The organism is Micromonospora alfalfae, from assembly GCF_022230925.1.
GTDB lineage: Bacteria > Actinomycetota > Actinomycetes > Mycobacteriales > Micromonosporaceae > Micromonospora > Micromonospora alfalfae.
The window spans coordinates 153,830-179,947 of sequence record NZ_JAKKFH010000032.1; the positions used below are offsets into that span (position 1 = coordinate 153,830).

Here is a 26,118-nt window from a genome sequence, read left to right on the forward strand (position 1 = left end):
GTCCGGGCCGCACAATCCCACGTTTGCCGGGCGTGTGCCCGGGAAGCAAGCACCGTGACGGACATCTCGGACACCCTGGCCAGCATGCCCAGCCCGGTCGATCCGGAGCCGACCGGCATCGAGCTGGAACAGACCCTCTTCGAGGTCAAACGCGTGATCGTCGGGCAGGATCGCCTCGTCGAACGCCTGCTCACCGCCCTGGTCGCCAACGGACACTGCCTCCTGGAGGGGGTACCCGGCGTGGCCAAGACACTGGCCGCGCAGACCCTCGCGACGGTGGTCGGCGGCACCTTCTCCCGGATCCAGTTCACCCCGGACCTGGTGCCCTCCGACATCGTCGGCACCCGGATCTACCGGGCGTCAAAGGAAACCTTCGACATCGAGCTGGGGCCGATCATGGCCAACCTGGTGCTGGCCGACGAGATCAACCGGGCCCCGGCCAAGGTCCAGTCGGCGCTGCTGGAGGCGATGGCCGAACGGCAGGTCTCGATCGGCGGGCGAAGCTGGCCGGTGCCGGAGCCGTTCCTGGTGCTGGCCACCCAGAACCCGATCGAGTCCGAGGGGGTCTACCAGCTCCCCGAGGCGCAGCGTGACAGGTTCCTGATGAAGGTGGTCGTCGACTACCCCAGCGACGCCGACGAGCTGGCCATCCTCTACCGGATGAGCACCGACCGGCCGACCCCGCGCCAGGTGCTCGACGCGCAACGGCTGCGGGACCTTCAGATCCACGCCGAGCGGGTCTTCGTCCACCACGCGTTGGCCGAGTACGTGGTGCGGCTCATCCTCGCCACCCGCGACCCGGGCCGGTTCGGGCTGCCGGAGATCGCCCCGCTGTTGGCGTACGGGGCCAGTCCACGGGCCACACTGGGCCTGGTCGCGGCCGCCCGGGCACAGGCCCTGCTGCGGGGGCGGGAGTACGTGCTGCCCGAGGACATCCGTGAGCTTGCCGTGGACGTCCTCGCCCACCGGCTGGTGCTCTCCTTCGACGCGGTGGCCGACGGGGTGTCGGCCGAGAGCGTGGTGCGACGGCTCGTCGAGGCGGTGCCGCCGCCCCGGCTGGCCACCGGACACCCGCAGCAGACACCGGATCTGGCGGCGGCATGAGACGCGCCGCCGTTGCGCCCGCCGACCCCGGCCTGGCCGAGCTGGCGCCGGACCAGCGCCTGCGCCGCCTGGAACTGACCGTCACGCGCCGGCTCAACGGCCTGCTGCACGGCCAGTACCGGGGTCTGCTGCCCGGTCCCGGCAGTGAACCCTCGGGCAGTCGCGAATACCGGCCGGGCGAGGACGAGGTCCGCCGGATGGACTGGGCGGTGACCGCCCGGACCGCCGTGCCGCACGTCCGGCAGGTCGACGCCGACCGGGAGCTGACCACCTGGCTGCTCGTCGACGGCAGCGCCAGCATGGAGTTCGGCACCGCCGAGCTGGACAAACGGGAATTGGCGGTAGCCGCCGTCGCGGCGGTCGGTTTCCTGACCGCTGGCGTCGGCAACCGCCTCGGCGCCCAGGTGCTGCACGCCGACGGGGTACGCCGCTTCCCGGCCCGCAGCGGACGTACCCACCTGCTCGCCCTGCTCCGCGCGCTGCTCGCCGCCCCCCGGGCCACCGCGCCCACCGAACGGCCGGGGCGCGGGCCGGAGGCCCTACCGCCCGATCTGGCCGACGGCCTCGACGCGCTGCACCGGATCGCCAACCGGCGTGGGCTGGTGGTGGTGGTCTCCGACTTCCTCGACGGACTGCCCGACGACCCCGGCCAGACAGCGCCCTGGGAGCGGACCATGCGCCGGCTGGCCGTCCGGCACCAGGTGCTGGCGATCGAGGTGACCGACCCGCGTGAGCTGGAACTACCGGACGTCGGCCTGATCACGCTCGTCGACCCGGAGACCGGTCGGCACCGCGAGGTGTGCACATCGGACCGAGGGCTGCGCGAGCGGTACGCCGAGGCCGCCACCGCCCAGCGCGAACAGGTCCACCAGGCGCTGCGCCGCAGCGGAGCCACCCATCTGCCGCTGCGCACCGACGGCGACTGGAGCGCGGACATCGTCCGGCACGTGCACGCCCAGCGTCGGCTGGCCGCCGCGCCGGCCGGCAGGCCCCGGGGAGGTGCCGCGTGAGCTGGGAGTCGCCGCTGCGACTCTGGCTGCTGCTCGGCGTGCTCGCAGTGGTCGTCGCGTATCTGGTACTGCAGCGGCGCCGTAGCCGCTACGCGGTCCGCTTCACCAACCTGCGGCTGCTGGACCGGGTGGCGCCGCAGCGGCCCGCCTGGCGTCGACACGTACCAGCCGGGCTCTTCCTGGCCATGCTGGCGCTGCTCGTGGTCGGCTTCGCCCGACCGAGCGCCGAGGTCCGGGTGCCCCGGGAACGGGCCACTGTGATGGTGGCGGTGGACGTCTCCACGTCGATGCTCGCCACCGACGTCGAGCCGGACCGGCTGGCCGCGGCGAAGGAGGCCGCCCGGCGCTTCGTCGAGGGCCTGCCCGACGAGTTCAACGTCGGTCTGGTCGCGTTCGCCGGCAGCGCCGCCGTGCTGGTGCCACCGGGCACCGACCGGGACGCCCTCGACGAGGGGATCGACCGGCTCGCCGAAGGCATCACCGGTGTCCAGGGCACCGCTATCGGCGAGGCCATCAACACCTCACTCGGCGCGGTCAAGAGCCTGGACAGCGAAGCCGCGAAGGAGCCCCCACCCGCCCGGGTCATCCTGCTCTCCGACGGCGCCAACACCTCCGGGATGGACCCGATGGAGGCGGCCGCGGAAGCGGTGAAGGCGGAGGTGCCGGTGCACTCGATCTCGTTCGGCACCCCGTCCGGGTTCGTCGACAGAGGTGGACGGCCCATCCAGGTGCCTGTGGACGGACAGACCCTCAAGGCGGTCGCCGAGGAGACCGGCGGCATGTTCCACGAGGCCAGCACCACCGACGAGCTGCGGGCCGTCTACGACGACATCGGCAGTTCGGTCGGCTACCGCACCGAGCGGCAGGACATCTCGGCCCGGTTCATCGGCCTCGGACTGGTGTTCGCGATGGGCGCCGCCGCCGGCTCGATGCGCTGGTTCTCCCGGCTGCCCTGACCGCCACGCACAACCGACGTCGACAGTGAGGAGCACGCATGGCTGTGCAGACCGGACTGGGCGAGCCGCGCGGTCCCTGGTTCATCTCACCGGAACTCGACCCGGACGGGCGCGGGTGGTGGGACGCACCCGAGCGCGACCCGGGCGGGCGACGGCCTGGGCGGCTGCTCGCCGTGCTGGCGGTGGTGGCGGTGTCGGCCGTCTCCGGTGCTCTCGCCGGTGGCGTGGTGGCCAGCCGGGACGGTGCTGGTGGCCCGGCCGCGGCGTCCGCCGCCCCGGTGCCGGCCGAGCTGGTCACCGCGGCCGAACGGACCGTACCCGGGGTGGTGTCGGTGCTGGCCGGTGGTGCGACCAGCGGGTCCGCTACCGGCTCCGGCTTCGCTGTGGACGACCAGCAGCACCTGATCACCAATGACCACATCCTGGCCAAGGGGGGTGGCGGGCCGGTGACGGTGGAGCTGCCCGACGGCCGCCGGTTCGCCGCCGAGGTGGTCGGCCGGGAACCGCGCAGCGACCTGGCGGTGCTGAAGGTGCCGGCATCCGCCGGTCTCACCCCACTGCCCCTGGCCAAACCGGGCGCGACCCGGGTCGGTGAGCCGGTCCTCGCTGTGGGCTCGCCGCTCGGCCTGGCCGGAACCGTCACCGCTGGCATCGTCAGCGCGCTCGACCGGCAGGTGCGGCTCGGCAACAACCGGCACAGCGCGGTGCAGACCGACGCGTCCATCAACCCCGGCAACTCCGGTGGGCCGCTGGTGAACGCGCGTGGAGAAGTGGTCGGGGTGAACACCGCCATCGCCACCATCGACGGAAACGGCTCGATCGGCATCGGATTCGCCATCCCGATCGACCAGGTGCAGCAGACCGCCGACACGATCATCGGCAAGGGCGGCTGAACTGCCCGAACGCCCTGACGGGGGCCCGCACTGTCAGATATCCGGCCGGACGGCATCGGACCATGGAAATATTACGCTCGGTATGGATACTGGCGGAGGTGGAGCGTCCTCTTCTCACGGTCCTCCTGCTGGTGGGCCTGGTCATCGGATGTGCAGTGGGGTCGGCGTACGCCCGGGCACGACGCGGGTGGAACGATTACCAGACCGTCAAGAAATCGGTGCCAGGCGCCCGCCGGGGCGCCTGGTCGCTGATCCGTGGCGTCGTCGTGAAGGCCGCGGTGATCGGGGTGCTGTTCTTCGGCGCGGTGGCGTACGCGGCCGTCGGCTCCGACGAGGAGACCGCCGGGCCGGTGCCCAGCCAGTCCCCGACGCAGAGTGAGCCTCCGCACCGATGACCCCCGGCGCGTCGTCGCGGGTTAGCCTCGGGGCGTGGACGACGGACTGCGGGTGACCGACCGGTGGGTCGTCCCCGCCGGGGAGCTACGGGAGCGCTTCTCCCGCTCGTCGGGGCCGGGCGGGCAGGGTGTGAACACCGCGGATTCCCGGGTCGAGCTGAGCTACGACGTGGCCAACTCGCCGGCCGTGCCCGAGTGGCTGCGGCCGCGGGCACTGGCCCGGCTGGCCAACCGCCTCGTCGACGGGGTGCTGACGATCGCCGCCAGCGAGCACCGGGCCCAGCTGGCCAACCGGGAGGCGGCCCGGGCCCGGATGACAGCACTGCTGCGGGAGGCCGCCGCGCCCCCACCGCCGACCCGCCGAGCGACCCGCCCGTCCCGTGGGGCCAAGGAACGCCGGCTGGCCGAGAAGAAACGCCAGTCCCAGCGCAAGCGGGACCGCCGCGCCGACGACGACTGATCCGACGCCGTCCGGCAGCGAGGTCGACGCTGACGAAGTCACGAAACCAGCCCCGGTCGATCATGGAGTTGTGGTGCCCAGTTTGTTCGTATAGCGGACACTTTGTGGCCCACCACAACTCCATAATCGACGGCGTGGGGCGTGGGGCGTGGGGCGTGGGGCGTGGGGGCGCGGGGCGACGGCTAGGCCGGGGCGGCGGTTAGCAGGCGGTCGCGCAGCACGGCGGCCCGCTCGGCGAACCCGCGCTGGGCCGCCGCGTACTCCGCCCGGCCGTCCGGAGTCTCCACGCGCACCGGCGGGTAGCCGAGTGCCGCCAGGTCGTACGGGCTGGCCTGCATGTCCAGCGTGCGGATGTCCCGGGCCAGGTCGAACGCGTCGGCGACCAGCTCCGAGGAGACCAACGGCGACAACTTGTACGCCCACTTGTACAGATCCATGTTGGCGTGCAGGCAGCCCGGCTGCTCGTGCGCGTGCTGCGTCTCGCGGGTCGGGGTGAGCAGGTTCAACGGGCGGGCCGGCGGGGTGAAGAACCGGAACGCGTCGAAGTGGCTGCACCGCACACCCCGCTCCTCGACGACCTCGGCTGTGCGTTCCGCGCTGAGCCGTAGCGGCCAGGCGTTGTGCCGCAGCTCCTCCCGGGTCTGCCGGTAGACCATCGCCCACTCGTGCATCCCGAAGCAGCCGAAGTGCGCCGGACGTCCCCGCGTCGCCTCCAGCAGGGAGCGGATCCAGGCGATCGACTCGCCGCGCCGGGCGCGTACCCCCTCGGTGTCGAGGGTGACCCCGGCGGCGCTGGCGCGGTAGTCGCGGCCGAATTCGGCCGGATCGGCGTCGCGCAGCTCGACCCCCGGCCCCGGATGCCATCGCCGCAGCTGGGCCGGACGGTGCGAGTAGTAGGTGAACAGGAAGTCGGCCACCGGATGCCGCTCACCGCGTCGTCGCCGGGCCAGGTGCGGGGTCAGCCAGACGTCCACCCGCTCCTCGTGGGCCCGTCGGCGGGCCTGCCACTGCGTCGCGTCGAGCACGGCGGGGGCGAGGGCGGCGGTCACGCACCCCAGGGTACGACCGCCGCCCGCACACCGGTCAGGGCATCTGCACCCGGACCCCGGCGGAGAACACCCCACTGCGCAGCTCCAGCTGCTGGGGCGGGTCCCGCCCGTCCACCGTGAAGACCAGCGGCAGCACCATCCGGGTGCCCGACGCCATCGGGTCGGCGAAGACGTCCCGACCGAGGTTCGCCGTCCGGGTGGCCGCCTCGTCGGTGCTCACCCAGCGGCCGCCGGGCAGGTACGCCCGTTGCAGTTCGCTGTGCCAGGGCTGGTGGTCGCCGGTGACGTTGCGCACGCCGACGGTGGCCTCGCAGCGTCGCCCGTTGGCCGGCGCGGCACCGCCGCCGTCGGGCTTGCCCGCGGTGCCCGGTGCGCCACAGATCATCCGGTACACGGTGAACTCGAACGCCGACTCGCGCAGCGGCACGCCCAGCGACCCGGTGACCCCGGTGCCCATCCACGCGCCGCTGGTGGGCTGCTTCTGCGTGTCGATCGCCGAGACCTGCCGGGTCGCCGTCCAACCGGCGGTGCCGACCACTCCGGCCAGCACCACGACGGCGGCGCCCACCAACATCCAGACCGGCGGGGTACGCCGGCGTCGCACCGGACTCGGGGCTGCCGGGCGGGGATAGACCGTCCCACGGCCACCCTCGGCGCCGCCGCCGGTGGAGAGCGCGGCAGCCGTCACCCGACGCCCGCGCCGACGTCGCCACACCCACACCACCGCGGCGCTGATCAGCAGCAGGACCGCCAGTCCGGCGAGCAGCACCGGGTAGCGGCGCCACGGCGGCGCCTCGCTCACCTCGGCCGCCGGTGCCGCCGCCGCCTGCCAGGTGGCCGTGGCGCAGTCGTACGGCCGGCTGCCGTCACTGGTGAACGCGCAGGTCGGCGCGGTCAGCGGCCGGCCCGGCGCGGTCGCCGCGAGCGCGGTGCCCAGGGTGGTGGTGCTGTGCGCGGGCAGCCGCAACCGCCAGGTCACCTCGGTGGTCGATCCGCTGGCCGGGGTGGACCGGCCACCACCACTGATCGCGGTGGTCGTCGAGCCGGGCGGGAGTTCCTGTCGCACCGTGGTCTCCAGCGGCGAGTTGCTCACGTTGCGCACCTGGATCCGGTACCTCGGTGCCGGGCTGCTCTCCGTGGCGACCGCCACAGTGACCTGTTGCGGGGGCGCCGACGCCGGTGCCCGGGTCGGTGGTGCCATCGCCGGTGGCGCCGAGGGCGGGGTGGGCTCGGTCACCCGCGCGACCATCGCCACCGGCGGCCGGGTTCCCGCTGGTGGCGGGATGGCGGCCGGTGGTGGTGCGGCCGCCGTTGGTTGTGGCGTGGCGGCCGGTGGTCGTGGCGCGGCCGCCGCCTCCGGGGCCGCCGTCGGCAGGGCCGGCACGGCGGCGAGGATGCCGAGGCAGTGCACGAACACTGCGAGGGCTCTGTGGTGTCGTGTCGATGCAGGCATACGAACGAACCTCCGGAGCCGACGCTAGGGGCGAGTCGCCTCCGTGCGGGTACGAAGTCGAGAAGTCCGCCCCGGTCACCTCCAGCTCCGATAGGGTGCCGCGGGCTGACGGGTTGAGCACACCCGACAGCCGGTCCTGGCCGGTCGGGGCACCGGCGGCGCTAGATTGGCCGGGTGCGTATCGCTCGTTTCGCCCATGCCAAGGGAATGTCGTTCGGTGCCGTCGAAGGCGAAGCGGAGGCCGGGCCGCAGGGCCTGACCATCGCCGAGATCGAGGGCCACCCGTTCGGCAATCTGTCCTTCAGTGGGGCCCGCTGGGCCCTCTCCGACGTTCGGCTGCTCTCCCCGATCCTGCCCAGCAAGGTCGTCTGTGTCGGCCGCAACTACGCCGACCACGCCGCCGAGCTCGGCAACGAGGTGCCCAAGGAGCCGCTGCTCTTCCTCAAGCCGTCCACCTCGGTGATCGGCCCCCGGGACGCCATCCGGCTGCCGATCTTCTCCAAGCAGGTCGAGCACGAGGCGGAGCTGGCCGTCGTGATCGGGGCGCCGGGTGCGCGCCGCGCCGACCGCGCCGCCGCCGAACGCGCCATCTTCGGCTACACCTGCGCCAACGACGTCACCGCTCGGGACCTCCAGCGTTCGGACGGGCAGTGGACCCGGGCCAAGGGCTTCGACTCGTTCTGCCCGATCGGCCCGTGGATCACCACCGGTCTGGACGTCTCCGATCTGGAGATCCGGTGTGAGGTGGGTCGCAACCCGGAGGAGATGGAGGTACGCCAGCTTGGCCGGACGAAGGACATGGTCTTCGACGTGGTGGGTCTGGTGTCGTACATCTCGCACGTGATGACTCTGCTGCCCGGCGACGTCGTTCTCACCGGCACCCCAGCCGGGGTTAGCCCGCTTGTCGAGGGGGATACGGTCACCGTGCGGATCGACGGCATCGGTGAGCTCACCAACCCGGTGGTACCCGTCGCCTGATCCGTCTGATGCCCCTGTTTCCGCAGCTCACGGGTGGTTCGGGGGGATCGGATTTGGCCTGCCGGCACCGGGAGGGTAAAGTTCACTCCCGGCGCCGCAAGGGGCCAATGGGGTATGGGGTAATTGGCAGCCCGACTGATTCTGGTTCAGTTAGTCTAGGTTCGAGTCCTGGTACCCCAGCGCTGCTGGAATTCGCGAGAATTTCCAGACGCTGGATTCTGACGGAGTTCGACTCCGCCCCTTCGGGGGCGGAGGGTGGTCTTCGGTAGAGTGCAGCTCCTCCACCGCTGAGGTGGGGGAGCGAAAGTTGTTCTGGCCCCGTCGTCTAGTGGCCCAGGACGCCGCCCTCTCAAGGCGGTAGCGCCGGTTCGAATCCGGTCGGGGCTACAGCGTGCACAGCCCGTCTCACCTCGTGAGGCGGGCTGTTTCGTGTCCGCGGCCGGGCCCGTTCCGGCCTCCGTCGGGCCCTCGGGTGACAGCGCACCCCGCGCTCGTGCCCGGGTGCGGTGCCGCTAGACTACATTCGCACCGCCCGCGAGGGTGGTGAACGGAAAAGTTCTGGCCCCGTCGTCTAGTGGCCCAGGACGCCGCCCTCTCAAGGCGGTAGCGCCGGTTCGAATCCGGTCGGGGCTACAACCAAAGGCTCGTCACGCAAAGCGTGACGAGCCTTTCCCACATCCACCCACCGCAGCCTCCCTCCCTCCCCCTCCCCCCTCCCCCCTCCCGGCGTTGATCATGAAGTTATTGCCATGACACGCCGGAGTGGGTGGCAATAACTTCATGATCAACGGGGAGAGGGTGGGAGGGGGAGGGTGGGGGTGGGGGGGTTAGGGGTGGGGTTAGAGGCCGGATAGGCGTTGGCCGGCTCTTACCACTGCCATGGCGTGGCGTTCGCCGGGGCGGCGGCCCAGGCGCTCGATCGGGCCGGAGATGCTGACCGAGGCGATGACCCGGCCGGTACGGTCGCGGATCGGGGCGGAGACGCTCGCCACACCGGCCTCCCGCTCGGCGACGCTCTGCGCCCAGCCGCGACGGCGTACCTCGGCGAGGGTGCGGCCGGTGAACTTGCTGCGCGGCAGCAGCGGCATCACCGCCTCCGGCGGCTCCCAGGCGAGCAGGATCTGGGCCGCGGAGCCGGCCGTCATCGGCAGCACCGAGCCGACCGGAACGGTGTCCCGTAGACCGCTGGCGCGTTCCGCCGCCGCCACGCAGATCCGCTCGTCGGCGCGGCGCAGATAGAGCTGCGCGCTCTCGCCTGTGGCGTCGCGCAGCGCGGCCAGCAGCGGCTCGGCGGCGGTCAGCAGAACGTCCGGCGCGGCGTTGGCCAACTCGCCCAGGCGGGGGCCGGGCCGCCATCTGCCCTGGGTGTCACGCACCAGCATTCGGTGGATCTCCAGGGCCTGGGCCAGGCGATGTGCCGTGGCCCGGGGCAGCTTCGTGCGTTCGACGAGTTCGGCAAGGCTGGCGCCGTCGACGCAGGCGGCCAGGATGACCACCGCCTTGTCGAGAACGCCGACACCGCTCATACTGTGTCCCACAAGCCGAAACTTACCTCCCAGAATTTAGGATGTCCAGATGGTGGGAGTCACTCCTGAGCCGAGGACCCTGGCCGAGAAGGTCTGGGACGCGCACGTCGTACGGTCCGCCGCCGGTGAGCCGGACCTGCTCTTCATCGACCTGCACCTGCTGCACGAGGTGACCAGCCCGCAGGCCTTCGACGGGCTGCGGCTCGCCGGACGCCGGGTGCGTCGTACCGACCTGACCCTCGCGACCGAGGACCACAACACCCCTACCGGGTACGCCGACCCGGCGTTCCGCCTCCGCCGTGGTGACCTGCTCACCATCGCGGACCCCACGTCGCGTACGCAGATCGAGACGTTGCGCCGCAACTGCGCCGAGTTCGGGGTGCGACTGCACCCGCTCGGCGACGACAACCAGGGCATCGTGCACGTGATCGGCCCGCAGCTCGGCCTCACCCAGCCGGGTCTGACGATCGTCTGTGGCGATTCGCACACCGCCACCCACGGCGCCTTCGGCGCGCTCGCCTTCGGCATCGGCACCAGCGAGGTGGAGCACGTCCTGGCCACCCAGACGCTGCCGCAGAGCCGGCCGAAGACGATGGCGGTGAACGTCACCGGTCGCCTCGCGCCCGGCGTGACCGCCAAGGACCTGGTGCTCGCGCTGATCACGCAGGTCGGCACCGGTGGAGGTCGCGGGCACATCGTCGAGTACCGCGGCGAGGCGATCCGCGCCCTCTCCATGGAGGGGCGGATGACCATCGCCAACATGTCCATCGAGTGGGGTGCCAAGGCCGGCATGATCGCGCCGGACGAGACCACCTTCGCGTACCTCAAGGGTCGACCCAACGCGCCGCAGGGCGCGGACTGGGACGCGGCGGTGGCGTGGTGGCGGACGCTGCCCACCGACGAGGGCGCGCGCTTCGACGCCGAGGTGACCCTGGACGCCAGCCAGATCACCCCCTTCGTCACCTGGGGCACCAACCCCGGGCAGGGTGCGCCGCTGAGCGCCCCGGTGCCGGACCCTGAGGAGTTCACCACCGACTCGGAGCGCACGGCCGCCCGCCGGGCCCTGGAGTACATGGACCTGCGCCCCGGCACCCCGCTGCGGGAGCTGCCCATCGACGTCGTCTTCGTGGGGTCCTGCACCAACGGTCGCCTGGAGGACCTGCGGGCCGCCGCTGACGTGCTGCGTGGGCACCGGGTCGCCGACGGCGTCCGGATGCTCGTGGTGCCCGGCTCCGCCGCCGTGCGCGAGGCCGCCGAGGCCGAGGGTCTGGACAAGGTCTTCGCCGATGCCGGGGCCGAGTGGCGGTTCGCCGGCTGCTCCATGTGTCTGGGGATGAACCCCGACACGCTGAAGCCGGGCGAGCGCTCCGCCTCCACCTCGAACCGCAACTTCGAGGGCCGTCAGGGCCGGGGTGGGCGTACCCACCTGGTCTCCCCGCCGGTGGCCGCCGCCACCGCAGTGGCCGGCCGGCTGGCCGCCCCCGCCGACCTGTAGAAGGGACCGACGAGATGGACAAGTTCACCACCCACACCGGCACCGCCGTGCCGCTGCGCCGGTCCAACGTGGACACCGATCAGATCATCCCCGCCGTGTACCTCAAGCGGGTGACCCGGACGGGCTTTGCCGACGGGCTGTTCAGCGCCTGGCGGGAAGATCCGACATTCGTGCTCAACGATGAAAACTATTCCGGGGCGTCGATCCTCATCGCCGGCCCGGAGTTCGGCACCGGCTCATCCCGGGAGCACGCCGTCTGGGCGCTACGGGACTGGGGCTTCCGTGCCGTGGTGGCCCCGCGCTTCGGTGACATCTTCCGCGGCAACGCCCTCAAGGAAGGTCTGTTGCCGGTCGAGTTGGAATTGAAAGCCGTCGAAGAGTTGTGGGACCTGGTCGAGGCGGATCCCACCACTGCGGTGACAGTCGACCTGACCGCCCGCCAGCTCCGGGCGGGGGACGCGAGCTGGTCATTCCCGCTGGACGACTTCAGCCGTTGGCGGCTCCTGGAAGGCCTCGACGACATTGGACTCACCCTCCGCCACGCCGCCGACATCGACTCCTACGAGGCGCGCCGACTGCCGTTCCTGCCCTCCGTGGCATAGCCGTTAGGCCGCTCGCACAGCGGATTTCACCCCCATCGGTCCAACCGGTGGGGGTGAATCCGTTACGACACAAGGGCTTTTTTCTACCGAATGTTTGTGTCCCGGCAGCACAGGGCATACCGTGCGCGCAGAATGGCTCGCGACGAGTCAGTTGCACAATCGGGAGGAAGTCGTGAACAAGGCCGAGCTCATCGAGGCGCTCGCCGTTCGCCTGGGGGACCGGAAGATGGCGACGGCCGCGCTCGACGCGGTCCTCACCGAGGTCCAGGCGGCGGTCACCAAGGGCGAGAAGGTGGCGATCACCGGATTCGGAGCGTTCGAAAAGCGTGTGCGTGGCGCGCGAACAGCGCGCAACCCGCGTACCGGCGAGGCGGTGAAGGTCAAGAAGACGTCAGTCCCGACCTTCCGCCCCGGCGCCGGGTTCAAGGAGATGGTGGCCAGCGGCAAGGTGCCGAAGGCCACGGTGGCGACGAAGAAGACCGCCACCAGCACCGCCACGGCCAAGGCGGCGGGCACCAAGGCGACCGGCACCAAGGCGGCCACCGCCAAGGCGGCGGGCACCAAGGCGGCCACTGCCAAGGCGGCCAGCAAGAAGACCGCCCCGGCCAAGGCGAGCAAGACCACCACGGCGACCAAGACGGCCGCCAGCAAGAAGACCGCCCCGGCCAAGGCGAGCAAGACCACCACGGCGACCAAGACGGCTGCCAGCAAGAAGACCACCGCGGCGAAGAAGACCACCGCCGCGACCCGGTCGACCGCGGCGAAGAAGACCACCGCGGCGGCGAGCAAGAGCACGGCGGCCAAGAAGGCGCCGGCGAAGAAGGCTCCGGCCAAGAAGGCGGCCAGCAAGCGCTGACCGACCCGAACCGCAAGGGCGTCCACCAGTGGGTGGGCGCCCTTGCGGCGTACCGGGACGGCTCTTCGGCGTACGGGGACCGTTGACCGGGTTGGCTCGCTCGCGCAGAATCGCCGTGCCGGCCACCCCTGGGCCGGCCCGTCGACGGGAAATGGGGCGCCGGTGCGCTACCGCCAGCTCACCACCGGAACGCTCGCGCTGGGCGTGCTCCTCCTCATCGACGTGCTGCGGGTCTGGCTGCCCGGCATCATCACCATCTTCGGTCAGGCGGCGTCCACCCCGGCCGAGCTGATGGGGGCGTTCGCCCTCGGCTGGTTCGTGCTCGCGATGGGCGCACCCGCAGTGGTCCGCCGAGTCGGAGCCCGCCCGGTCACTGTCGTCGCCGCCGTCGCGCTCGCCGTCGCACGGCTAGCGCTCACCGCCGGTCCCGGCGGGCGTACGCAGCTCTGGTTGGCCACCGCCGGGTTGCTCGCCGGGCTGGTCTGGCTGGTCGGCGTCGCCGCCGACACCGACCGCCCGGTCCCGGGGCTGGCGTTGGGATTCGCTGTCAACGCGGCGGTGCACGCGGTTCTGGACACCGTCGACCTGGTCTGGCGGGGTGACTGGGTGGCCTGGCTGCTCAGCGCCGTCGCGGTGGTGGTGTTCCTGGCCGGCACGGCGCAACCCGGCCAGCGCGGCGGTGCGGGGGACGCCCTCACTGACGCCGCTGCCGGCCCTGTCGGCCCCGCTGACGCCGCTGCCGGCCCTGGTGGTGGCCGAGCCTGGCTGCTGGCCGGGCCGGCGCTGCTGCTGGCCGGAATGGTGGCGCTCTCCCCGGCGCTGGCCCGAACCGGGATGTCGTACCTGGTCGCCGGGGACGGGGTGGCTCGTTCGCCGCTGTTCGGCCTGGCGCCGGTGCCGGTGGCGGTCGCCGGGTTCCTGTGCGCCGCGTTGACCCGGCCGCCCAGTGGGTGGGGCCGGGCGTACGGCCCGGTGGCGCTGCTCGGCGGCGCGGTGCTGTTCGCCCTCGACCGGGGCGACCTGCTCCTGCCGGCGATCCTCCTCGCCGCTGTCGGCCTCGGTGCCTGCCTCGCCCTGACCGACGACACGAGCCAGCCTGCGAACGACACCGCGAACGTCGACACCGCTGGTGGCGCCAGCGCCTCCCGGCGGGGGTACGCGGTCGCCGCCGGGATGCTCGTCTTCGCGCTCGGTGCTGTCGGCTACTACTCGGCCTACGACCTCGGCTACCCCAACGCGGCGGTGCCGGTGGTGGTGGCAGTGCTGATCGCCGCGGTGGCGTTCACCGCCCGGCCCGTCGTCCCCCGGCTTCCCGGGCCGTTTCCGCCGCTCCGGGCCGCCGCCGCTGTCACCGCGCTGGCGGTGCTGGCACCGGTGCTCGCCGACGAGGTGCCGGTGGCCAGCAACCGCGACGGCCCACCGCAACGGTTGACGGTGGTGGCGTACAACATCCGGATGGGGTTCGGGCTGGACGGCCGGTTCGACCTGACCGGCCTCGCCCAGGTCGTCGAGAGGCAACGGCCCGACGTGGTGCTGCTCAGCGAGGTGGACCGGGCGTGGCTGCTCAACGGCGGGCACGACACCCTGGACCTGCTGGCCGACCGGCTCGCCATGCCGTACGTCTTCGGGCCGGCCGCCGACCCGGTCTGGGGTGACGCGGTCCTCAGCCGTTGGCCGGTACGCGATCCGCGGACCCTTCCGCTGGCCGCCGTTGGCGCGCCCACCGGAGCGCAGGCCCTCGCCGTCACGCTGGATCTCGGCGACGGTGTCAGTACCGCAGTGGTCAGCACCCACCTGCAACCGCCGCCCGGCAAGGGCCCGGTGGTCCAGGCCCGCGCGGTCGCCGACTTCGCCACCCGGTACGCCGCCGGTCGGCCGTTGGTGGTGGCGGGTGACCTGAACACCGAGCCGGGCGACGAGGCGTTCGCCCAGTTCACCAAGGCCGGCCTGGTCGACGCGTTGGCCGCCGCCCGACCACTGGCGACCAGCCCGGCGGACGACCCGCGCCAGCAGATCGACCACATCTTCGTCTCGCCCGGCCTGACCCCCGGCGATCCGGTCGCGCCGCGCAGCACCGCCAGCGATCATCTGCCGGTCGCTGTGACAGTGACCCTGCCGCCCCGCTGACCAGGCCGGGTCCGTACGAACGCGGTGCCCTACAGCCGGTCGGCGGCGAGCAGCCGGTCCGCGGCGAAGGCGAGCAGCCAGCCGGCGCCCTTCGGGGTGGTGAAGTCCTCATCGGTGCGGCCGGTCAGCCGCTCCAGGGCGCCCGGCAGGACCTTGCCCTGGCTGCACACCGCCGACTGCCCACCGGCGCTGGCCAGCTCCAGCACTCGGGCGGCGGTGGCCAGGATCTGCTCGTCGCTCTGCTGGCCGGGTTGTGGCTCGTCCAGGTCGCCGCAGACCTCGATCGGCAGGTCGAGCAACGCGGCGGCCGGGTCGAGTGTCTGCACGCACCGTCGCGGTGACGCCGACACCAGTCGGGCCGGTCGGATCAGGGCGATCAGCTCGGCCAGCCTGCTCGCCTGGGCCCACCCCTCGGCGTCCAGGGGCCGCCCGACGTCCGGGCCGGACCAGGTGGCCCGCTTACCGGCGTGCGCGTGCCGGACCAGCGCGACAGTCGCCGTGACCGACTCCAGCGCGGCGAACGCCGCCAACACCTCGGCGTCGTGCGGGTAGCTGACCAACCGGATCGCGTCGTCCACCGCGAGCCAGCGGATGTCGTCCACCTCGGTGTCCGGTTGGAAACCGCCGCTGGCCACCGCGAGCATCGACCAGTAGTCGACCAGCTTGGGTTGCCCCTCGCTGCGGTACCGCACCGACGGCAGCCGCACCTGCGGCACACCCCGCACGTCGGCCTCCTCGGCCACCTCACGGACCGCCGCGGCCAGCGCGTGCTCGCCCGGCTCCAGCTTGCCCTTCGGCAGCGTCCAGTCGCCGTAGCGGGGGCGGTGCACCACGCAGACGTGTACGCCGTCGTCGGTCGGCCGCCAGGGCACCCCGCCGGCCGCCCGGATGCCCGTCACGGCAGCCAACTGGTACGCCGTCGCCGGGTGGCCCGGTGCCAGGCGGCCGGGAGGAGACCCCGCATCCGGCGTACCGACAGACGTTCCCGCTCGGCCAGCCGCCCGGCGGTGACGGCCAGCTCGTGGTCGTCCGGTCGCTCGGCGGCGATTTCCAACCAGGTGTCCGCCGCCACCGCCGCGTCCTGGTGCTCGCCGAGCACGTCCTGCACGCCGGCGAGTGCGCGGGACAGCCGTCGTGCGCCAGTGCCGACCGTCGAGGCCACCGCGTTGACCGCGTACCGGGTCTGCTTGGCCTCCTTGCGGACGGCGTGCCAGCGGTCGTCCGGCGACTGCGCGTCGAGCCCACCGACGCCGTCCGGCCCGGCCAACAGTCGCCAGGGGCGGGCCACCAGCGCGGGTAGCGCCTGCCCGGCGGGCGCTGCGGCCCGGCGGGTGAACCGGGGCGCGCGGGCGGCCAGCACCAGGGAGTCCACCAGGGCCAGGTAGCGCGCGGAACGCAGCATCTCGTCGATGGCGGTGAGCGCCCGCCGCTGCCGTTCGGCGAGCACCTCGTCGAGGCGGTCCACCGCGCCCCGGTCGAGCGGGCTCAGCGGATCGGCGTCGGCGGTACGGCGCAGCCGCGCGCGCAGCACCTCGGCGTCGCGGGCCGCGCCGAGCACGTCGGCCAACCAGCGCAGCTCGGTGCGTAGCGGGCGGGACCAGGTCTTTCGCAGCAACGGTTTGAAGGTGCGCAGATCACTGCGCAGACGTCGGCAGGCCACCCGCATCTGATGCACCGCGGTGTCGCCACCGGCGGCCGGGGCGCGCAGCCGGACCAGCGGGTCGTGCGCCAACAGCCGGCGGATCTCCTTGCGGAGCGCCTCGGTCACCACGTCACCGGCGCTCGGCTCGGCGGTCAGCCCGGCCGGCGCGACCAGGTCCGGATCGGCCTGCGCCGTCTCGCCCAGCGCCCGTACGTGCTTGGGCGTGAACGACCCGCCCCGGGCGCCAGCCTCGCGCAGCACCCCGCCGACCCGGTCGAGCAGCTTCCGGTCGCCGGCCTTCAGCTCCACCTCCACCTCGCGGAACGTGTCGGTGGTGCTGCCGGTGTCGTCGAGCACCGTCACCCGGTCGTCCACCACCTCGGCGAGGACGGTGCCGGCCCGGTCACACACCTCGTACGCGTGCCGCACCGTCCGCACCACCGTCACCGGGGCCAGCGGCGCACCCCGGTGCAGGACGGTGACCAGCTCCACCAGTTCCGGAGGCGGCTGCCCCTTCGGCCCGGCACGGGAGATCTCGTGCCGGACGCCAGGCGTCCCGGTCGGTAGTTTCACAGTCCAGGGCAGCTCGTCGCCCCGGCGGTGGCGCAGCGAGGCACCGGCCCGGGCCAGCCGCAGGTCGACAGTGTCGAGGTAGCGGGCGACAAGCGTCACCGGTGGCAGTGCCCGGACCCGACCGCCGGCCGGGGCCGTGCCGGTCAGGTCCGGCAGCACGTAGGCGTCGTCCACCTCGTACTTCTGCTCCTCCTCGACCATCAGCTCAGCCTATGCGCTGCGCGGTCAGCTGGCCGTGCCACCGACGCGGCGCAGCAGCAGTTCCTGGAGATGGGCTCGGGCGGCGTTGTCACCGCCGGTACGCCGGGTCCAGGTCCCGTCGCCGGCCAGCTCGAACGCGTCCACTTCGGGGCTCATCGCGGCGGTGAGCACATGGTCCAACTCGGCGCGGGCGATCGGGTCGCTCACCTGCACCAGCGCCTCCACCCGCCGGTCCAGGTTGCGGTGCATGAGGTCGGCCGAGCCCATCCAGAACTCGGCCTCACCGTTGTTGCCGAACCGGAAGACCCGGGAGTGTTCCAGGAACCGGCCGAGGATCGAACGGACCCTGATGTTCTCCGACAGCCCCGGGACCCCCGGGCGCAGCGTGCACATGCCCCGGATGAGCAGGTCGACGTGGACGCCGGCCTGGGAGGCGCGGTACAGCGCGTCGGTCACCCCCTCGTCGACCAGAGAGTTGACCTTGAACTGGACCAGGCCGGGCATGCCCAGGCGGACGTGCGAGATCTCCCGCTCGATCCGCTCGATGAGGCCGCTGCGAATGCCCTGCGGGGCGACCAGCAACCGCCGGTACGCGGTCTGCCGGCTGTACCCGGTGAGCACGTTGAACAGGTCGGTGAGGTCGGCGCCGATCTCCGGGTCGGCGGTGAGCATGCCGAAGTCCTCGTACAGTCGGGCCGTCTTCGGGTGGTAGTTGCCGGTGCCGATGTGGCAGTAGCGACGGATCTGGTTGCCTTCCTGCCGGACCACCAGCGCGGTCTTGCAGTGCGTCTTCAAGCCGACCAGGCCGTACACCACGTGGCAGCCGGCGCGTTCCAGCGTGCGGGCCCAGCCGATGTTGGCCACCTCGTCGAAGCGGGCCTTCACCTCGACCAGCACCACCACCTGCTTGCCGGCGGCGGCCGCGTCGACGAGCGCGTCGACGATCGGGGAGTCGCCGCTGGTCCGATAGAGGGTCTGCTTGATGGCCAGCACGTTCGGGTCGGCGGCGGCCTGCTCGATGAAGCGCTGCACGCTGGTCGCGAACGAGTGGTACGGGTGGTGCACCAGGATATCCCCGTCGCGCAGTGTGGAGAAGACGCTGCGCGGCACCTCGCCCTCGGCGAGGCGGGGATGGGTGGCCGGCACGAACGGCGGGTCCTTCAGGTCCGGCCGGTCCGCCTCGCCGTAGACCTGCCACAGCGCGGACAGGTCGAGCAGGCCGGGCACCCGCAGTACGTCCTGGTCGTCCATGTCCAGCTCGCGGACGAGCAGCTCCAACATGTGGTCGGAGATGGACGCGGCGACCTCCAGGCGGACCGGGGGACCGAACCGCCGTCGGGCCAGCTCCCGTTCCAGGGCCTGGAGCAGATCCTCGTCGCGGTCCTCGTCGACCTCCACCTCGGCGTTGCGGGTGACCCGGAACAGGTGGCACTCGACCACCTGCATGCCACTGAACAGCTGCCCCAGGTGCACCGAGATCAGGTCCTCCACCGGCAACATCCGGACGCCCGGCTGGTCACGGTCCACCCGGACGAAGCGGGGGACGTTGTTGGGCACCTTCACCCGGGCGAACAGCTCCGAACCGCCGTCCGGGTCACGAACCGCCACCGCCAGGTTCAGCGACCGCCCCGAGATGTACGGGAACGGGTGCGCCGGGTCCACCGCGAGCGGGGTCAGCACCGGAAAGATGTGCTCCCGGAAGTAGGTGCGCAGCCGCTCCCGCTCGCCGTCGCCCAGCTCGCCCCAGCGCAGGATGCGGATGCCCTCGTCGCCCAGCTTGGGCAGCACGTCGTCGACGAAGCAGGCGGCGTGCCGGGCACCCAGCGCGGCGGTCCGCTCCGCGATCAGCTCCAACTGCGTACGCAGGGGCAGCCGGTCCCCGCCGCGCACCGGCAGGCCGGCGGAGAGCCGCCGCTTCAGCCCGGCGATGCGCACCATGTAGAACTCGTCGAGGTTGCTGGCGAAGATGGCCAGGAACTTGGCCCGCTCCAGCAGCGGGGTGCGCTGGTCCTCGGCCAGGGTGAGCACCCGGGCGTTGAAGTCGAGCCAGGAGAGCTCCCGGTTGAGGAACCGGTCCTCGGGCAGCGGCGGGGCCGCCGGAGGCTCGTCGTCGTCCTCCGGCGCGGCACCTGTCGGCAGGTCGTCGGGCAGGACCTGGTGGACGTCACCGGCGGCCGGGCCGTCCGCTGCGATCTTCGGAGCGGGGTCGATGACCTCGTCCAGCCCGGAGGAGGCGGCACCGGGATCGTCGGCGAGCGTGTCGGCGCGGGCGGCACCGGCACGTTCAGCGCGAGACGGGCGGAACCGCCCATCGGTGCCGCGCGTACGGGAGCCGTTGCGGAGGTCGGTGGCGGGCGGGTGGGCCGGTTGCTCGCGAGGGGTGCTCACCCGCTCATAATCACCCGATTACGGTAAACGCAAAATGAACTTGGGCTCGCCAGGTCAGATCATCGTCGGCAATGTCACCCGGACAACCTCGCCGTCGGGATCGATGTCGATGCGAACCCGCTGCCCGAGGCGGAGGAGCCGCAGCCCGGAGGCGTCGAAGGCCCGCGCGGGGAAACGCATCTCGGTGCCGTCGTCGAGCAGCAGGACACCGCTGCGCGTCGCCGCGTCGTAGCTGGCCACAGTGCCCTGCATGCTGGCACCGTACACCCGGTGGTTCACCCGGTGGCGCGGGCTCAGCCCACCGGGCGGCTCAGCCTGCGGCGCGGGCGGGGCGACCGGCGGCCACCAGCGCGGCAGTGCGCGGCCCCAGCCCGAGTCGGGCGGCGGCGACCAGGTCCGCTGCGGTGTCCACGTCCCGGCGCAGGCTGGGCCAGTCGCCCTCCAGCGGCTGTGCACCGCTCGCCGCGTGCGCTACCGCCGAGCCCACCCCGAAACGCGGATCCAGCGGCACACCGGGCCCGGCGGTGAGCAGCACCGTGCCCCCGCCGGGCGCGTCCGGCAGGAACCGGCGTACCCCGGGTCGACTGTTCTGCGCCGCGAGCAGCGCACCGGCCAACTCGGCCGGGCGCAGCGCCGGCAGGTCCGCGGTGATCCCGGCCACCCACCCGCCGACGGCGCTGGCCGCCCCGTGCCGGAACGCGGCGTTCAGGCCGGCGTCCGGCTCGTCCGGCAGCACCCGCGCGCCGTCGGCCCGCGCCGCCGCCGCCACCCGGGCGTCGTCGGTCACCACCAGGGCCTCGGCGACCGCCGGGCAGGCCAGCACCGCGCGGAGCGTGTCGGACGCCAGGGCCAGCGCCAACTCCTCATGCGGTACGCCGGGCAGCGCGCCCCGCAGCCGGCTCTTCGCCACGGCCAGCCGCTTCACCGGCACCACCACGGCCCACCTCGGCTGAGTCACGTCCGCAATCCTGCCAGCCGGACGGCGGGCCCCTCGCTGGCCGTACCGGGGGCGAGCAGGCATGATTTCCGCTGCGGGCGTCGCGGGCGGGATTTCGCGGCGGGGTCGGGGCGCGAAGAGGAGGCACAGTGGCACGGCGGAGGCTGGGGTTCTGGCAACGGTTCGCCGTGGGGCTGGTGAAGCCGGTGATGACCGTCTGGACCCGGCGTACCTGGCGTGGTCAGGAGCATCTCCATGGCGACGGCGGCATGATCATCGTGGCGAACCACATCTCCCACGCCGACCCGCTGGTGTCCGCGCACTTCATCTACGACTCCGGGCGCTGGCCGCAGTACCTGGGCAAGGCCAGCGTGTTCCGGGTGCCGGTGGTCGGCTGGATCCTGCACCGGTGTCTGCAGATCCCGGTCGAGCGGGGCAGCGTGGACGCCGTCCGCTCGCTGGACGCACTGGTCGCCGCGCTCGACGAGGGCGGCGCGGTGGTGATCTACCCTGAGGGCACCACCACGCGACAGCCGGAGCTCTGGCCGATGAAGGCCAAGACCGGTGCGGCCCGGCTGGCCCTGGCCACCGGCGCCCCGGTCGTACCGGTGGTGATGTGGGGGCCGGAACGGATCTTCGACCCGCGGACGACCCGTGTCAGCCTGCGCCCCCGGATCCCGGTGACCGTTGCCGCCGGGGAGCCGATCGACCTGAGCCGGTGGGCGGACGCCCAGCCGACAAGGGCCACCCTCGAGGAGATGACGGACACCATCATGTTGCGGCTGCGGGACATGCTCGCCGAGATCCGTGGCGGTACCCCGCCGCCACTGTGGGAGCGACCGGCCCAATCCTCCGGCGGCCGCGAGCAGCGGGACAACGCGGCATGAGCGAGCGGAGCGAGCGAATCATCCGGCTCAGCGGTGCCGTTCAGGCCGCCGCGAAGCGAAGCGGAGCGGTGGCATGAGCGGTCACGTCGCGGTGCTCGGTGCCGGTTCCTGGGGCACCGCATTCGCCAAGATCCTCGCGGACGCGGGGCGGGACGTGACGGTGTGGGCCCGCCGGGCGCCGGTCGCCGAGAGCATCCGGACCGAGCGCCGTAATCCGGAGTACCTGCCCGACCTGCTGCTCCCGGCCCGCGTCACCGCCACCGCCGACGCCGCCGAGGCGATCACCGGCGCCGAGGTCGTGGTGTTGGCCGTGCCGTCGCAGACCCTGCGCGGCAACCTCGCCGAATGGGCCGGGCACCTGCACCCGGATTCCACACTGGTGTCGCTGATGAAGGGCATCGAGCTGGGCACCACCAAGCGGATGAGCGAGGTCATCGTGGAGACCGCCGGGGTCGCCGCGGACCGGGTGGTCGTCGTGTCCGGCCCGAACCTGGCCCCGGAGATCGCCGCCGAGCAGCCCGCCGCGACAGTGGTCGCCGCGACGAACAGCGCCCGCGCCACACTCGTCCAGTCGTCGATCCGGACGCCGTACCTGCGCCCCTACACGAACGACGACGTGATCGGCTGTGAGCTGGGCGGGGCGGTCAAGAACGTGATCGCCCTGTCGTACGGCATCGCCACCGCGATGGGTTTCGGCGACAACACCCGGGCCATGCTGATGACCCGTGGGCTGGCCGAGACGGCAAGACTGGGCGTGGCGCTCGGCGCGGACCCGATCACCTTCGCCGGCCTCGCCGGCATGGGCGACCTGGTCGCGTCCTGCTCGTCCCCGCTGGCCCGCAACCGCACCTTCGGCGAGCATCTGGGCCGGGGCGAGACGTTGGAGCAGGCCCAGACCGCCACCCGGCAGACCGCCGAGGGTGTGAAGAGCTGCCTGGCGATCCGCGACCTGGCCCGGGCGCACGGCGTGGAGATGCCGATCACCGAGCACGTCGAGCGGATCTGCCACGAGGGCATGGACCCGCGCCTCGCGGTGGAGACCCTGATGAGCCGTACCGCCAAACCCGAGTCGTACGAGTGAGGAACCCGATGAGCGAGTGGGGAGACGGCACCCGCTGCGTACGTGCTGGCCTGCCCGAGCCGGCACCGGGGGACCCGTTCCTGCCGGGGCCGGTCTTCGCCGCGCCGTACCACCTCGACCCGTTTGAGGGACAGGGCGCGTCACCGAACGGCTACGGTCGCCCCGACAACCCGACCCGTCGGCTGCTGGAGGCGGCGGTGGGCGAGTTGGAGGGCGGTGACTGCCGGGTCTTCGCGACCGGTCAGGCGGCCATCACCGGTCTGCTGCTCACCCTGCTGCGGCCGGGGGACACCGTGGTGCTCCCCACCGACGGATACTTCCCGGTCCGGGCGTTCGCCACCGGTGTGCTGGAGACGATCGGTGTCCGGGTGCTGTTCGCGCCGACCGTCGGGCCGTACCCGTCGTTCGAGGGCGTCCGGCTGGTGCTGGTGGAGACGCCCGCCAACCCGGGCCTCGACGTGGTCGACGTGGCGGCCCTGGCCGAGCGGGCGCACGCCGCCGGCGCGCTGCTCGCCGTGGACAACACCACTGCCACCCCGCTCGGTCAGCGTCCGTTGGATCTCGGTGCCGACCTGGTGGTCGCCTCCGGGACGAAGGCGCTCACCGGTCACTCCGACCTGCTGCTGGGTTACCTGGCCAGCCGGTCCGCCGAGCTGATCGACGCGGTGACGACCTGGCGTACCACCACCGGGGCGGTTCCGGGCGCGTTCGACGCCTGGCTGGCCCACCGGTCACTGGCCACTCTCGACCTGCGGCTGGCGCGGCAGAGCGCGAACGCCGCCGCCGTCGTCGACCTGCTCGCCGGCCGCTCGGACGTGACCGGCCTGCGGTGGCCGGGGCGGCCGGACGACCCGGCGTACCCGGTCGCCTCGGCGCAGATGCGCCGGATACCGGGGGTGCTCTCGTTCGACCTGGGCGACGCCGACCGGGTGGGCCGATTCGTCGAGGCCGCCCGGCTGGTCGCGGCGGCGACCTCCTTCGGTGGCCTGCACACCACCGCTGACCGGCGGGCGCAGTGGGGCGACGACACCGCTCCGGGCTTCGTCCGGCTCTCCTGCGGCGCGGAGGACACCGCGGACCTGGTGGCCGACATCGCCGCCGCGTTGGATGCGGCGGGATCGGTCTGACGGCTCCCATGGCGCTCCCTTCCCCCGCCGACCGGGCCGCCCTGGTGGGTCGGTTGCGGGCCGCCGGTTGCGTCTACGCCGAGGACGAGGCCGAGCTGCTGCTGGCCGCCGCGCGCAGCCCGGCGGCGTTGGCCGAGCTGACCGACCGCCGGGTGGCCGGCGAACCGTTGGAGTACCTGCTCGGCTGGGCGGAGTTCTGCGGCCTGCGGATAGCCGTCGACGAGGGCGTCTTCGTGCCCCGGGCCAGGACCGCCCTGTTGGTCGAGGTGGCGGCCGAACTGACCGGCGCGGCGCCGGCCGTGGTCGACCTGTGCTGCGGCTCCGGGGCCACCACTGTCGCGCTGGCGCACCGGCTCGCGCCCCGCTGGCAGGCTGCCGCCGACATCGATCCGGCCGCCGTGGCGTGTGCGCGCCGCAACGTCGTCGGGTTGGACGCCGAGGTGTACGAGGGCGACCTCTTCGCGCCGCTGCCCCGGCAGTGGCGGGGTCGGCTGGACCTGGTGGTCGCCAACGCCCCGTACGTGCCGACCGACGCTGTCGCGCTGATGCCACCGGAGGCGCGGCTGCACGAGGCCCCGGTGGCGCTCGACGGCGGCCCGGACGGGCTCTCCGTGTTGCGTCGGGTCGGTGCCGACGCCGCCGGATGGCTGACCCCCGGCGGTCACCTGGTGGTCGAAGCCGGCACCACCCAGGTCGACACGCTCTGCACCGCGTTCAGCGCGGCCGGCCTGGTACCGACAGTGCGCCACGACGAAGACCTGGACGCCACAGCGGTGTTCGCCCGCCGCCCCTGACCCGAGTCGATCATGGAGTTATGGTGCCCGGTAAGTGCCATAACGAGAAATTCATCCCCCACCACAACTCCTTGATCGACTGTGGCGGGCTGCCGAGCGGTTTGGTGCACGGCCGGCTGAGGGTGCTCGGGCCGCCCGGGCATGGCGGGGGAGGGGGGTTGGCACTAGCCTCGGCTCACACTCATGACGGCGGGAGGCGGTTTCGGTGGGCAGCGCAGGGGTGCCGGTTGTCGTCGGGCTGGACAACGGCGGCACCAGCAACAACGCCACAGTGCTGACGGTGGACGGCCGCTTCCTGGTGGACGGGCTGTTGGAGATCCCCAGCGAGGTGCGGGCCGGGCCGGAGGCGGCGATCGAGGCGTTGGCCCAGGCGCTGGACCGGGCCCTGGCACAGACCGGAGTGCCGCGCGACCTGGTCCAGGCGGTCGGGCTGGACACTCCCGGCCCGGCCAGCGCCGAGGGCGTCATCTCGTCGCGGGGCTCCACCAACTTCTCCCAGCCGGCCTGGCGCGGCTTCGACGTCCGAGGGGCGCTGGAGCGACGGCTCGGACTGCCGGTGGTCTATCACAACGACGGCAACGCGGCCGCGCTCTACGCCCACCACGTCTACTTCGGCGCCGACGCGATGAACCGCTCGTCGGTGTCCGCGATCGTCGGCACCGGCCTGGGTGGCGGTGTGGTCGAGAGCGGTCGGGTGATCGCCGGCGCGGCCGGGATGGCGGGAGAGTTGGGCCACGTGCACATCCCGCTGAACGGGTTGCTCGGCCCGGGTCAGCAGGAGCCCACCTGCGCCTGCGGCTTCACCGGGGATGTCGAAAGCGTCGCCTCGCTGACCGGCATCGAACGCAATCTGCTGCCGTACTGGCTGACCCGGTACCCCGACCACCCGCTCGCGGCCGAGCCGGTGGCCCGGGCGGCCAAGCTGGTCCGGGGGTACGGCGAGCGCGAGGACGCCCTAGCGCGGGACCTCTTCACCCAGCAGGCGATGGCGCTGGGGCGGCTGTTCACAGTCGCCGCGAACTTCACCGACCCGCACGCGTACTTCGTCGGCGGCGGAGTGGTGGAGGCGGCACCGGAGTTCCGCGACTGGTTCCTGGCCACGGTCCGTGAGCACACGGTGCTCCGCGAGGAGCAGGCCGCGGTGGCCACCTTCGCCCTGGTGCCGGATCGGGACATGGCCGGTGCCCGAGGCGTCGCCATCGCCGCGTTGGAGACCCTCCGCGCCGCTCCGGAGTCCCGACCGCTGGTTGCCTGAGCCGGTGCGGGCGTTGTTCCGGAGTCCCGCCCGCTGTCGGCGCGGGCGTTGTTACGGAGCGCCCTGCCCGCTGGTTGCCTGAGCCGGTGCGGGCCTCGGCCCGCACCGGCTCGGCACCTCTGGTCAGCGTTGCGGTGGCGCCTGGGCGAAGGCGGCCCAGGCCGCTGTTGGGAACAGCAGGGCCGGGCCGGCCGGGTCCTTGGAGTCGCGCACGGCAACGAGCCGCGGGATCGCGGCCACCTCCACGCAGGCGCCTTCGTCGCCGCTGCGGCTGCTCTTGCGCCACCGCGCCGCGGCCAAGGCCGCTGTGATCATCGGGGTCATCGGTC

General features: G+C 72.7%; 25 protein-coding genes and 3 tRNA genes. 19 read left to right on the forward strand and 9 right to left on the reverse strand.

Annotated features, from left to right (window positions below):
- The first annotated feature begins 54 nt into the window (after window positions 1–54).
- From MED01_RS25280 to arfB, 6 genes are all read left to right on the forward strand, one after another.
- A complete protein-coding gene (locus MED01_RS25280) occupies window positions 55–1,104 on the forward strand; it encodes an AAA family ATPase (protein WP_238671041.1) in 1,050 nt (349 codons plus the stop codon).
- On the forward strand, window positions 1,101–2,114 hold the full coding sequence (locus MED01_RS25285) for a DUF58 domain-containing protein (RefSeq protein WP_238671043.1): 1,014 nt from the start codon (window positions 1,101–1,103) through the stop codon (window positions 2,112–2,114). Before MED01_RS25280 ends, MED01_RS25285 begins: the two co-directional genes overlap by 4 nt.
- Complete coding sequence (locus MED01_RS25290; RefSeq protein WP_238671044.1) at window positions 2,111–3,070, forward strand: VWA domain-containing protein; 960 nt, start codon at window positions 2,111–2,113, stop codon at window positions 3,068–3,070. The genes MED01_RS25285 and MED01_RS25290 overlap by 4 nt, the downstream gene beginning before the upstream one ends.
- 38 nt (window positions 3,071–3,108) lie before the next feature.
- Complete coding sequence (locus tag MED01_RS25295) at window positions 3,109–3,963, forward strand: S1C family serine protease (protein WP_238671046.1); 855 nt, start codon at window positions 3,109–3,111, stop codon at window positions 3,961–3,963.
- A gap of 98 nt (window positions 3,964–4,061) precedes the next feature.
- Window positions 4,062–4,358, forward strand: coding sequence for a hypothetical protein (locus MED01_RS25300; protein ID WP_238671047.1), 297 nt, complete (start codon window positions 4,062–4,064; stop codon window positions 4,356–4,358).
- 34 nt (window positions 4,359–4,392) lie between these two features.
- Window positions 4,393–4,818, forward strand: a complete 426-nt coding sequence (gene arfB, locus MED01_RS25305; protein WP_210786405.1) for an alternative ribosome rescue aminoacyl-tRNA hydrolase ArfB — start codon at window positions 4,393–4,395, stop codon at window positions 4,816–4,818.
- 182 nt (window positions 4,819–5,000) lie between these two features.
- Here the strand turns inward: arfB and MED01_RS25310 are convergent, their stop codons facing one another.
- Window positions 5,001–5,867 carry a 3-methyladenine DNA glycosylase gene (locus tag MED01_RS25310; protein WP_238671048.1) on the reverse strand — a complete coding sequence of 289 codons (867 nt, stop codon included), beginning with the start codon at window positions 5,865–5,867 and terminating at the stop codon, window positions 5,001–5,003.
- Between the two features lie 34 nt (window positions 5,868–5,901).
- A complete protein-coding gene (locus MED01_RS25315) occupies window positions 5,902–7,320 on the reverse strand; it encodes a hypothetical protein (protein ID WP_238671050.1) in 1,419 nt (472 codons plus the stop codon).
- Window positions 7,321–7,494: 174 nt separating this feature from the next.
- Between MED01_RS25315 and MED01_RS25320 the strand changes: the two genes are divergently transcribed.
- From MED01_RS25320 to MED01_RS25335, 4 genes are all read left to right on the forward strand, one after another.
- Entirely contained in the window at window positions 7,495–8,298 is an 804-nt protein-coding gene (locus MED01_RS25320) for a fumarylacetoacetate hydrolase family protein (protein WP_238671052.1), read from the forward strand.
- A 108-nt stretch (window positions 8,299–8,406) separates the two neighbouring features.
- Window positions 8,407–8,478 (forward strand) — tRNA-Gln (locus MED01_RS25325).
- A 134-nt stretch (window positions 8,479–8,612) separates the two neighbouring features.
- Window positions 8,613–8,685: transfer RNA gene (locus tag MED01_RS25330), tRNA-Glu, on the forward strand.
- A gap of 173 nt (window positions 8,686–8,858) precedes the next feature.
- Window positions 8,859–8,931: transfer RNA gene (locus MED01_RS25335), tRNA-Glu, on the forward strand.
- 206 nt (window positions 8,932–9,137) lie between these two features.
- Here MED01_RS25335 and MED01_RS25340 read toward each other — a convergent pair.
- Window positions 9,138–9,824, reverse strand: a complete 687-nt coding sequence (locus MED01_RS25340; protein WP_007456408.1) for an IclR family transcriptional regulator — start codon at window positions 9,822–9,824, stop codon at window positions 9,138–9,140.
- A gap of 49 nt (window positions 9,825–9,873) precedes the next feature.
- Here MED01_RS25340 and leuC point away from each other — a divergent pair, with 49 nt between their 5' ends.
- From leuC to MED01_RS25360, 4 genes are all read left to right on the forward strand, one after another.
- Window positions 9,874–11,319, forward strand: coding sequence for a 3-isopropylmalate dehydratase large subunit (gene leuC, locus MED01_RS25345; protein ID WP_238671053.1), 1,446 nt, complete (start codon window positions 9,874–9,876; stop codon window positions 11,317–11,319).
- A 14-nt stretch (window positions 11,320–11,333) separates the two neighbouring features.
- A complete protein-coding gene (gene leuD / locus MED01_RS25350) occupies window positions 11,334–11,921 on the forward strand; it encodes a 3-isopropylmalate dehydratase small subunit (RefSeq protein ID WP_238671054.1) in 588 nt (195 codons plus the stop codon).
- Window positions 11,922–12,093: 172 nt separating this feature from the next.
- Window positions 12,094–12,777, forward strand: coding sequence for an HU family DNA-binding protein (locus tag MED01_RS25355; protein WP_238671055.1), 684 nt, complete (start codon window positions 12,094–12,096; stop codon window positions 12,775–12,777).
- Window positions 12,778–12,939: 162 nt separating this feature from the next.
- Window positions 12,940–14,904: an endonuclease/exonuclease/phosphatase family protein gene (locus tag MED01_RS25360; protein ID WP_238671057.1), complete on the forward strand. Its 1,965-nt coding sequence runs from the start codon at window positions 12,940–12,942 to the stop codon at window positions 14,902–14,904.
- Window positions 14,905–14,933: 29 nt separating this feature from the next.
- On the opposite strand, the gene MED01_RS25365 is transcribed toward MED01_RS25360, so the two are convergent.
- The 5 genes from MED01_RS25365 to cofC are packed head-to-tail and all read right to left on the reverse strand — an operon-like array spanning window position 14,934 to window position 20,666.
- On the reverse strand, window positions 14,934–15,812 hold the full coding sequence (locus tag MED01_RS25365; RefSeq protein ID WP_238671058.1) for an NUDIX hydrolase: 879 nt from the start codon (window positions 15,810–15,812) through the stop codon (window positions 14,934–14,936).
- Entirely contained in the window at window positions 15,800–17,320 is a 1,521-nt protein-coding gene (locus MED01_RS25370) for a CYTH and CHAD domain-containing protein (RefSeq protein ID WP_238671059.1), read from the reverse strand. Before MED01_RS25370 ends, MED01_RS25365 begins: the two co-directional genes overlap by 13 nt.
- A gap of 24 nt (window positions 17,321–17,344) precedes the next feature.
- Window positions 17,345–19,708: an RNA degradosome polyphosphate kinase gene (locus MED01_RS25375; protein ID WP_238671060.1), complete on the reverse strand. Its 2,364-nt coding sequence runs from the start codon at window positions 19,706–19,708 to the stop codon at window positions 17,345–17,347.
- A 54-nt stretch (window positions 19,709–19,762) separates the two neighbouring features.
- Window positions 19,763–19,960: a cold-shock protein gene (locus MED01_RS25380; RefSeq protein WP_238671061.1), complete on the reverse strand. Its 198-nt coding sequence runs from the start codon at window positions 19,958–19,960 to the stop codon at window positions 19,763–19,765.
- Between the two features lie 58 nt (window positions 19,961–20,018).
- Window positions 20,019–20,666 carry a 2-phospho-L-lactate guanylyltransferase gene (cofC, locus tag MED01_RS25385; protein WP_238671062.1) on the reverse strand — a complete coding sequence of 216 codons (648 nt, stop codon included), beginning with the start codon at window positions 20,664–20,666 and terminating at the stop codon, window positions 20,019–20,021.
- Window positions 20,667–20,794: 128 nt separating this feature from the next.
- Here cofC and MED01_RS25390 point away from each other — a divergent pair, with 128 nt between their 5' ends.
- The 5 genes from MED01_RS25390 to MED01_RS25410 all read left to right on the forward strand — a co-directional run bounded on the left by MED01_RS25390 (window position 20,795) and on the right by MED01_RS25410 (window position 25,789).
- Window positions 20,795–21,532 (forward strand): lysophospholipid acyltransferase family protein, encoded by a 738-nt coding sequence (locus MED01_RS25390; RefSeq protein ID WP_238671063.1) that lies wholly within the window; start codon window positions 20,795–20,797, stop codon window positions 21,530–21,532.
- A gap of 73 nt (window positions 21,533–21,605) precedes the next feature.
- Complete coding sequence (locus MED01_RS25395) at window positions 21,606–22,613, forward strand: NAD(P)H-dependent glycerol-3-phosphate dehydrogenase (RefSeq protein WP_238671064.1); 1,008 nt, start codon at window positions 21,606–21,608, stop codon at window positions 22,611–22,613.
- An 8-nt stretch (window positions 22,614–22,621) separates the two neighbouring features.
- Window positions 22,622–23,740 (forward strand): cystathionine gamma-lyase, encoded by a 1,119-nt coding sequence (locus tag MED01_RS25400; RefSeq protein WP_238671065.1) that lies wholly within the window; start codon window positions 22,622–22,624, stop codon window positions 23,738–23,740.
- 8 nt (window positions 23,741–23,748) lie between these two features.
- The gene (locus MED01_RS25405; RefSeq protein ID WP_238671066.1) at window positions 23,749–24,534 is read left to right on the forward strand and encodes a putative protein N(5)-glutamine methyltransferase; all 786 of its coding nucleotides are present in this window, start codon (window positions 23,749–23,751) and stop codon (window positions 24,532–24,534) included.
- Window positions 24,535–24,739: 205 nt separating this feature from the next.
- Entirely contained in the window at window positions 24,740–25,789 is a 1,050-nt protein-coding gene (locus MED01_RS25410; protein ID WP_238671067.1) for an ROK family protein, read from the forward strand.
- Window positions 25,790–25,912: 123 nt separating this feature from the next.
- On the opposite strand, the gene MED01_RS25415 is transcribed toward MED01_RS25410, so the two are convergent.
- On the reverse strand, window positions 25,913–26,113 hold the full coding sequence (locus MED01_RS25415; protein WP_112582016.1) for a DUF397 domain-containing protein: 201 nt from the start codon (window positions 26,111–26,113) through the stop codon (window positions 25,913–25,915).
- Between the last annotated feature and the right edge of the window lie 5 nt (window positions 26,114–26,118).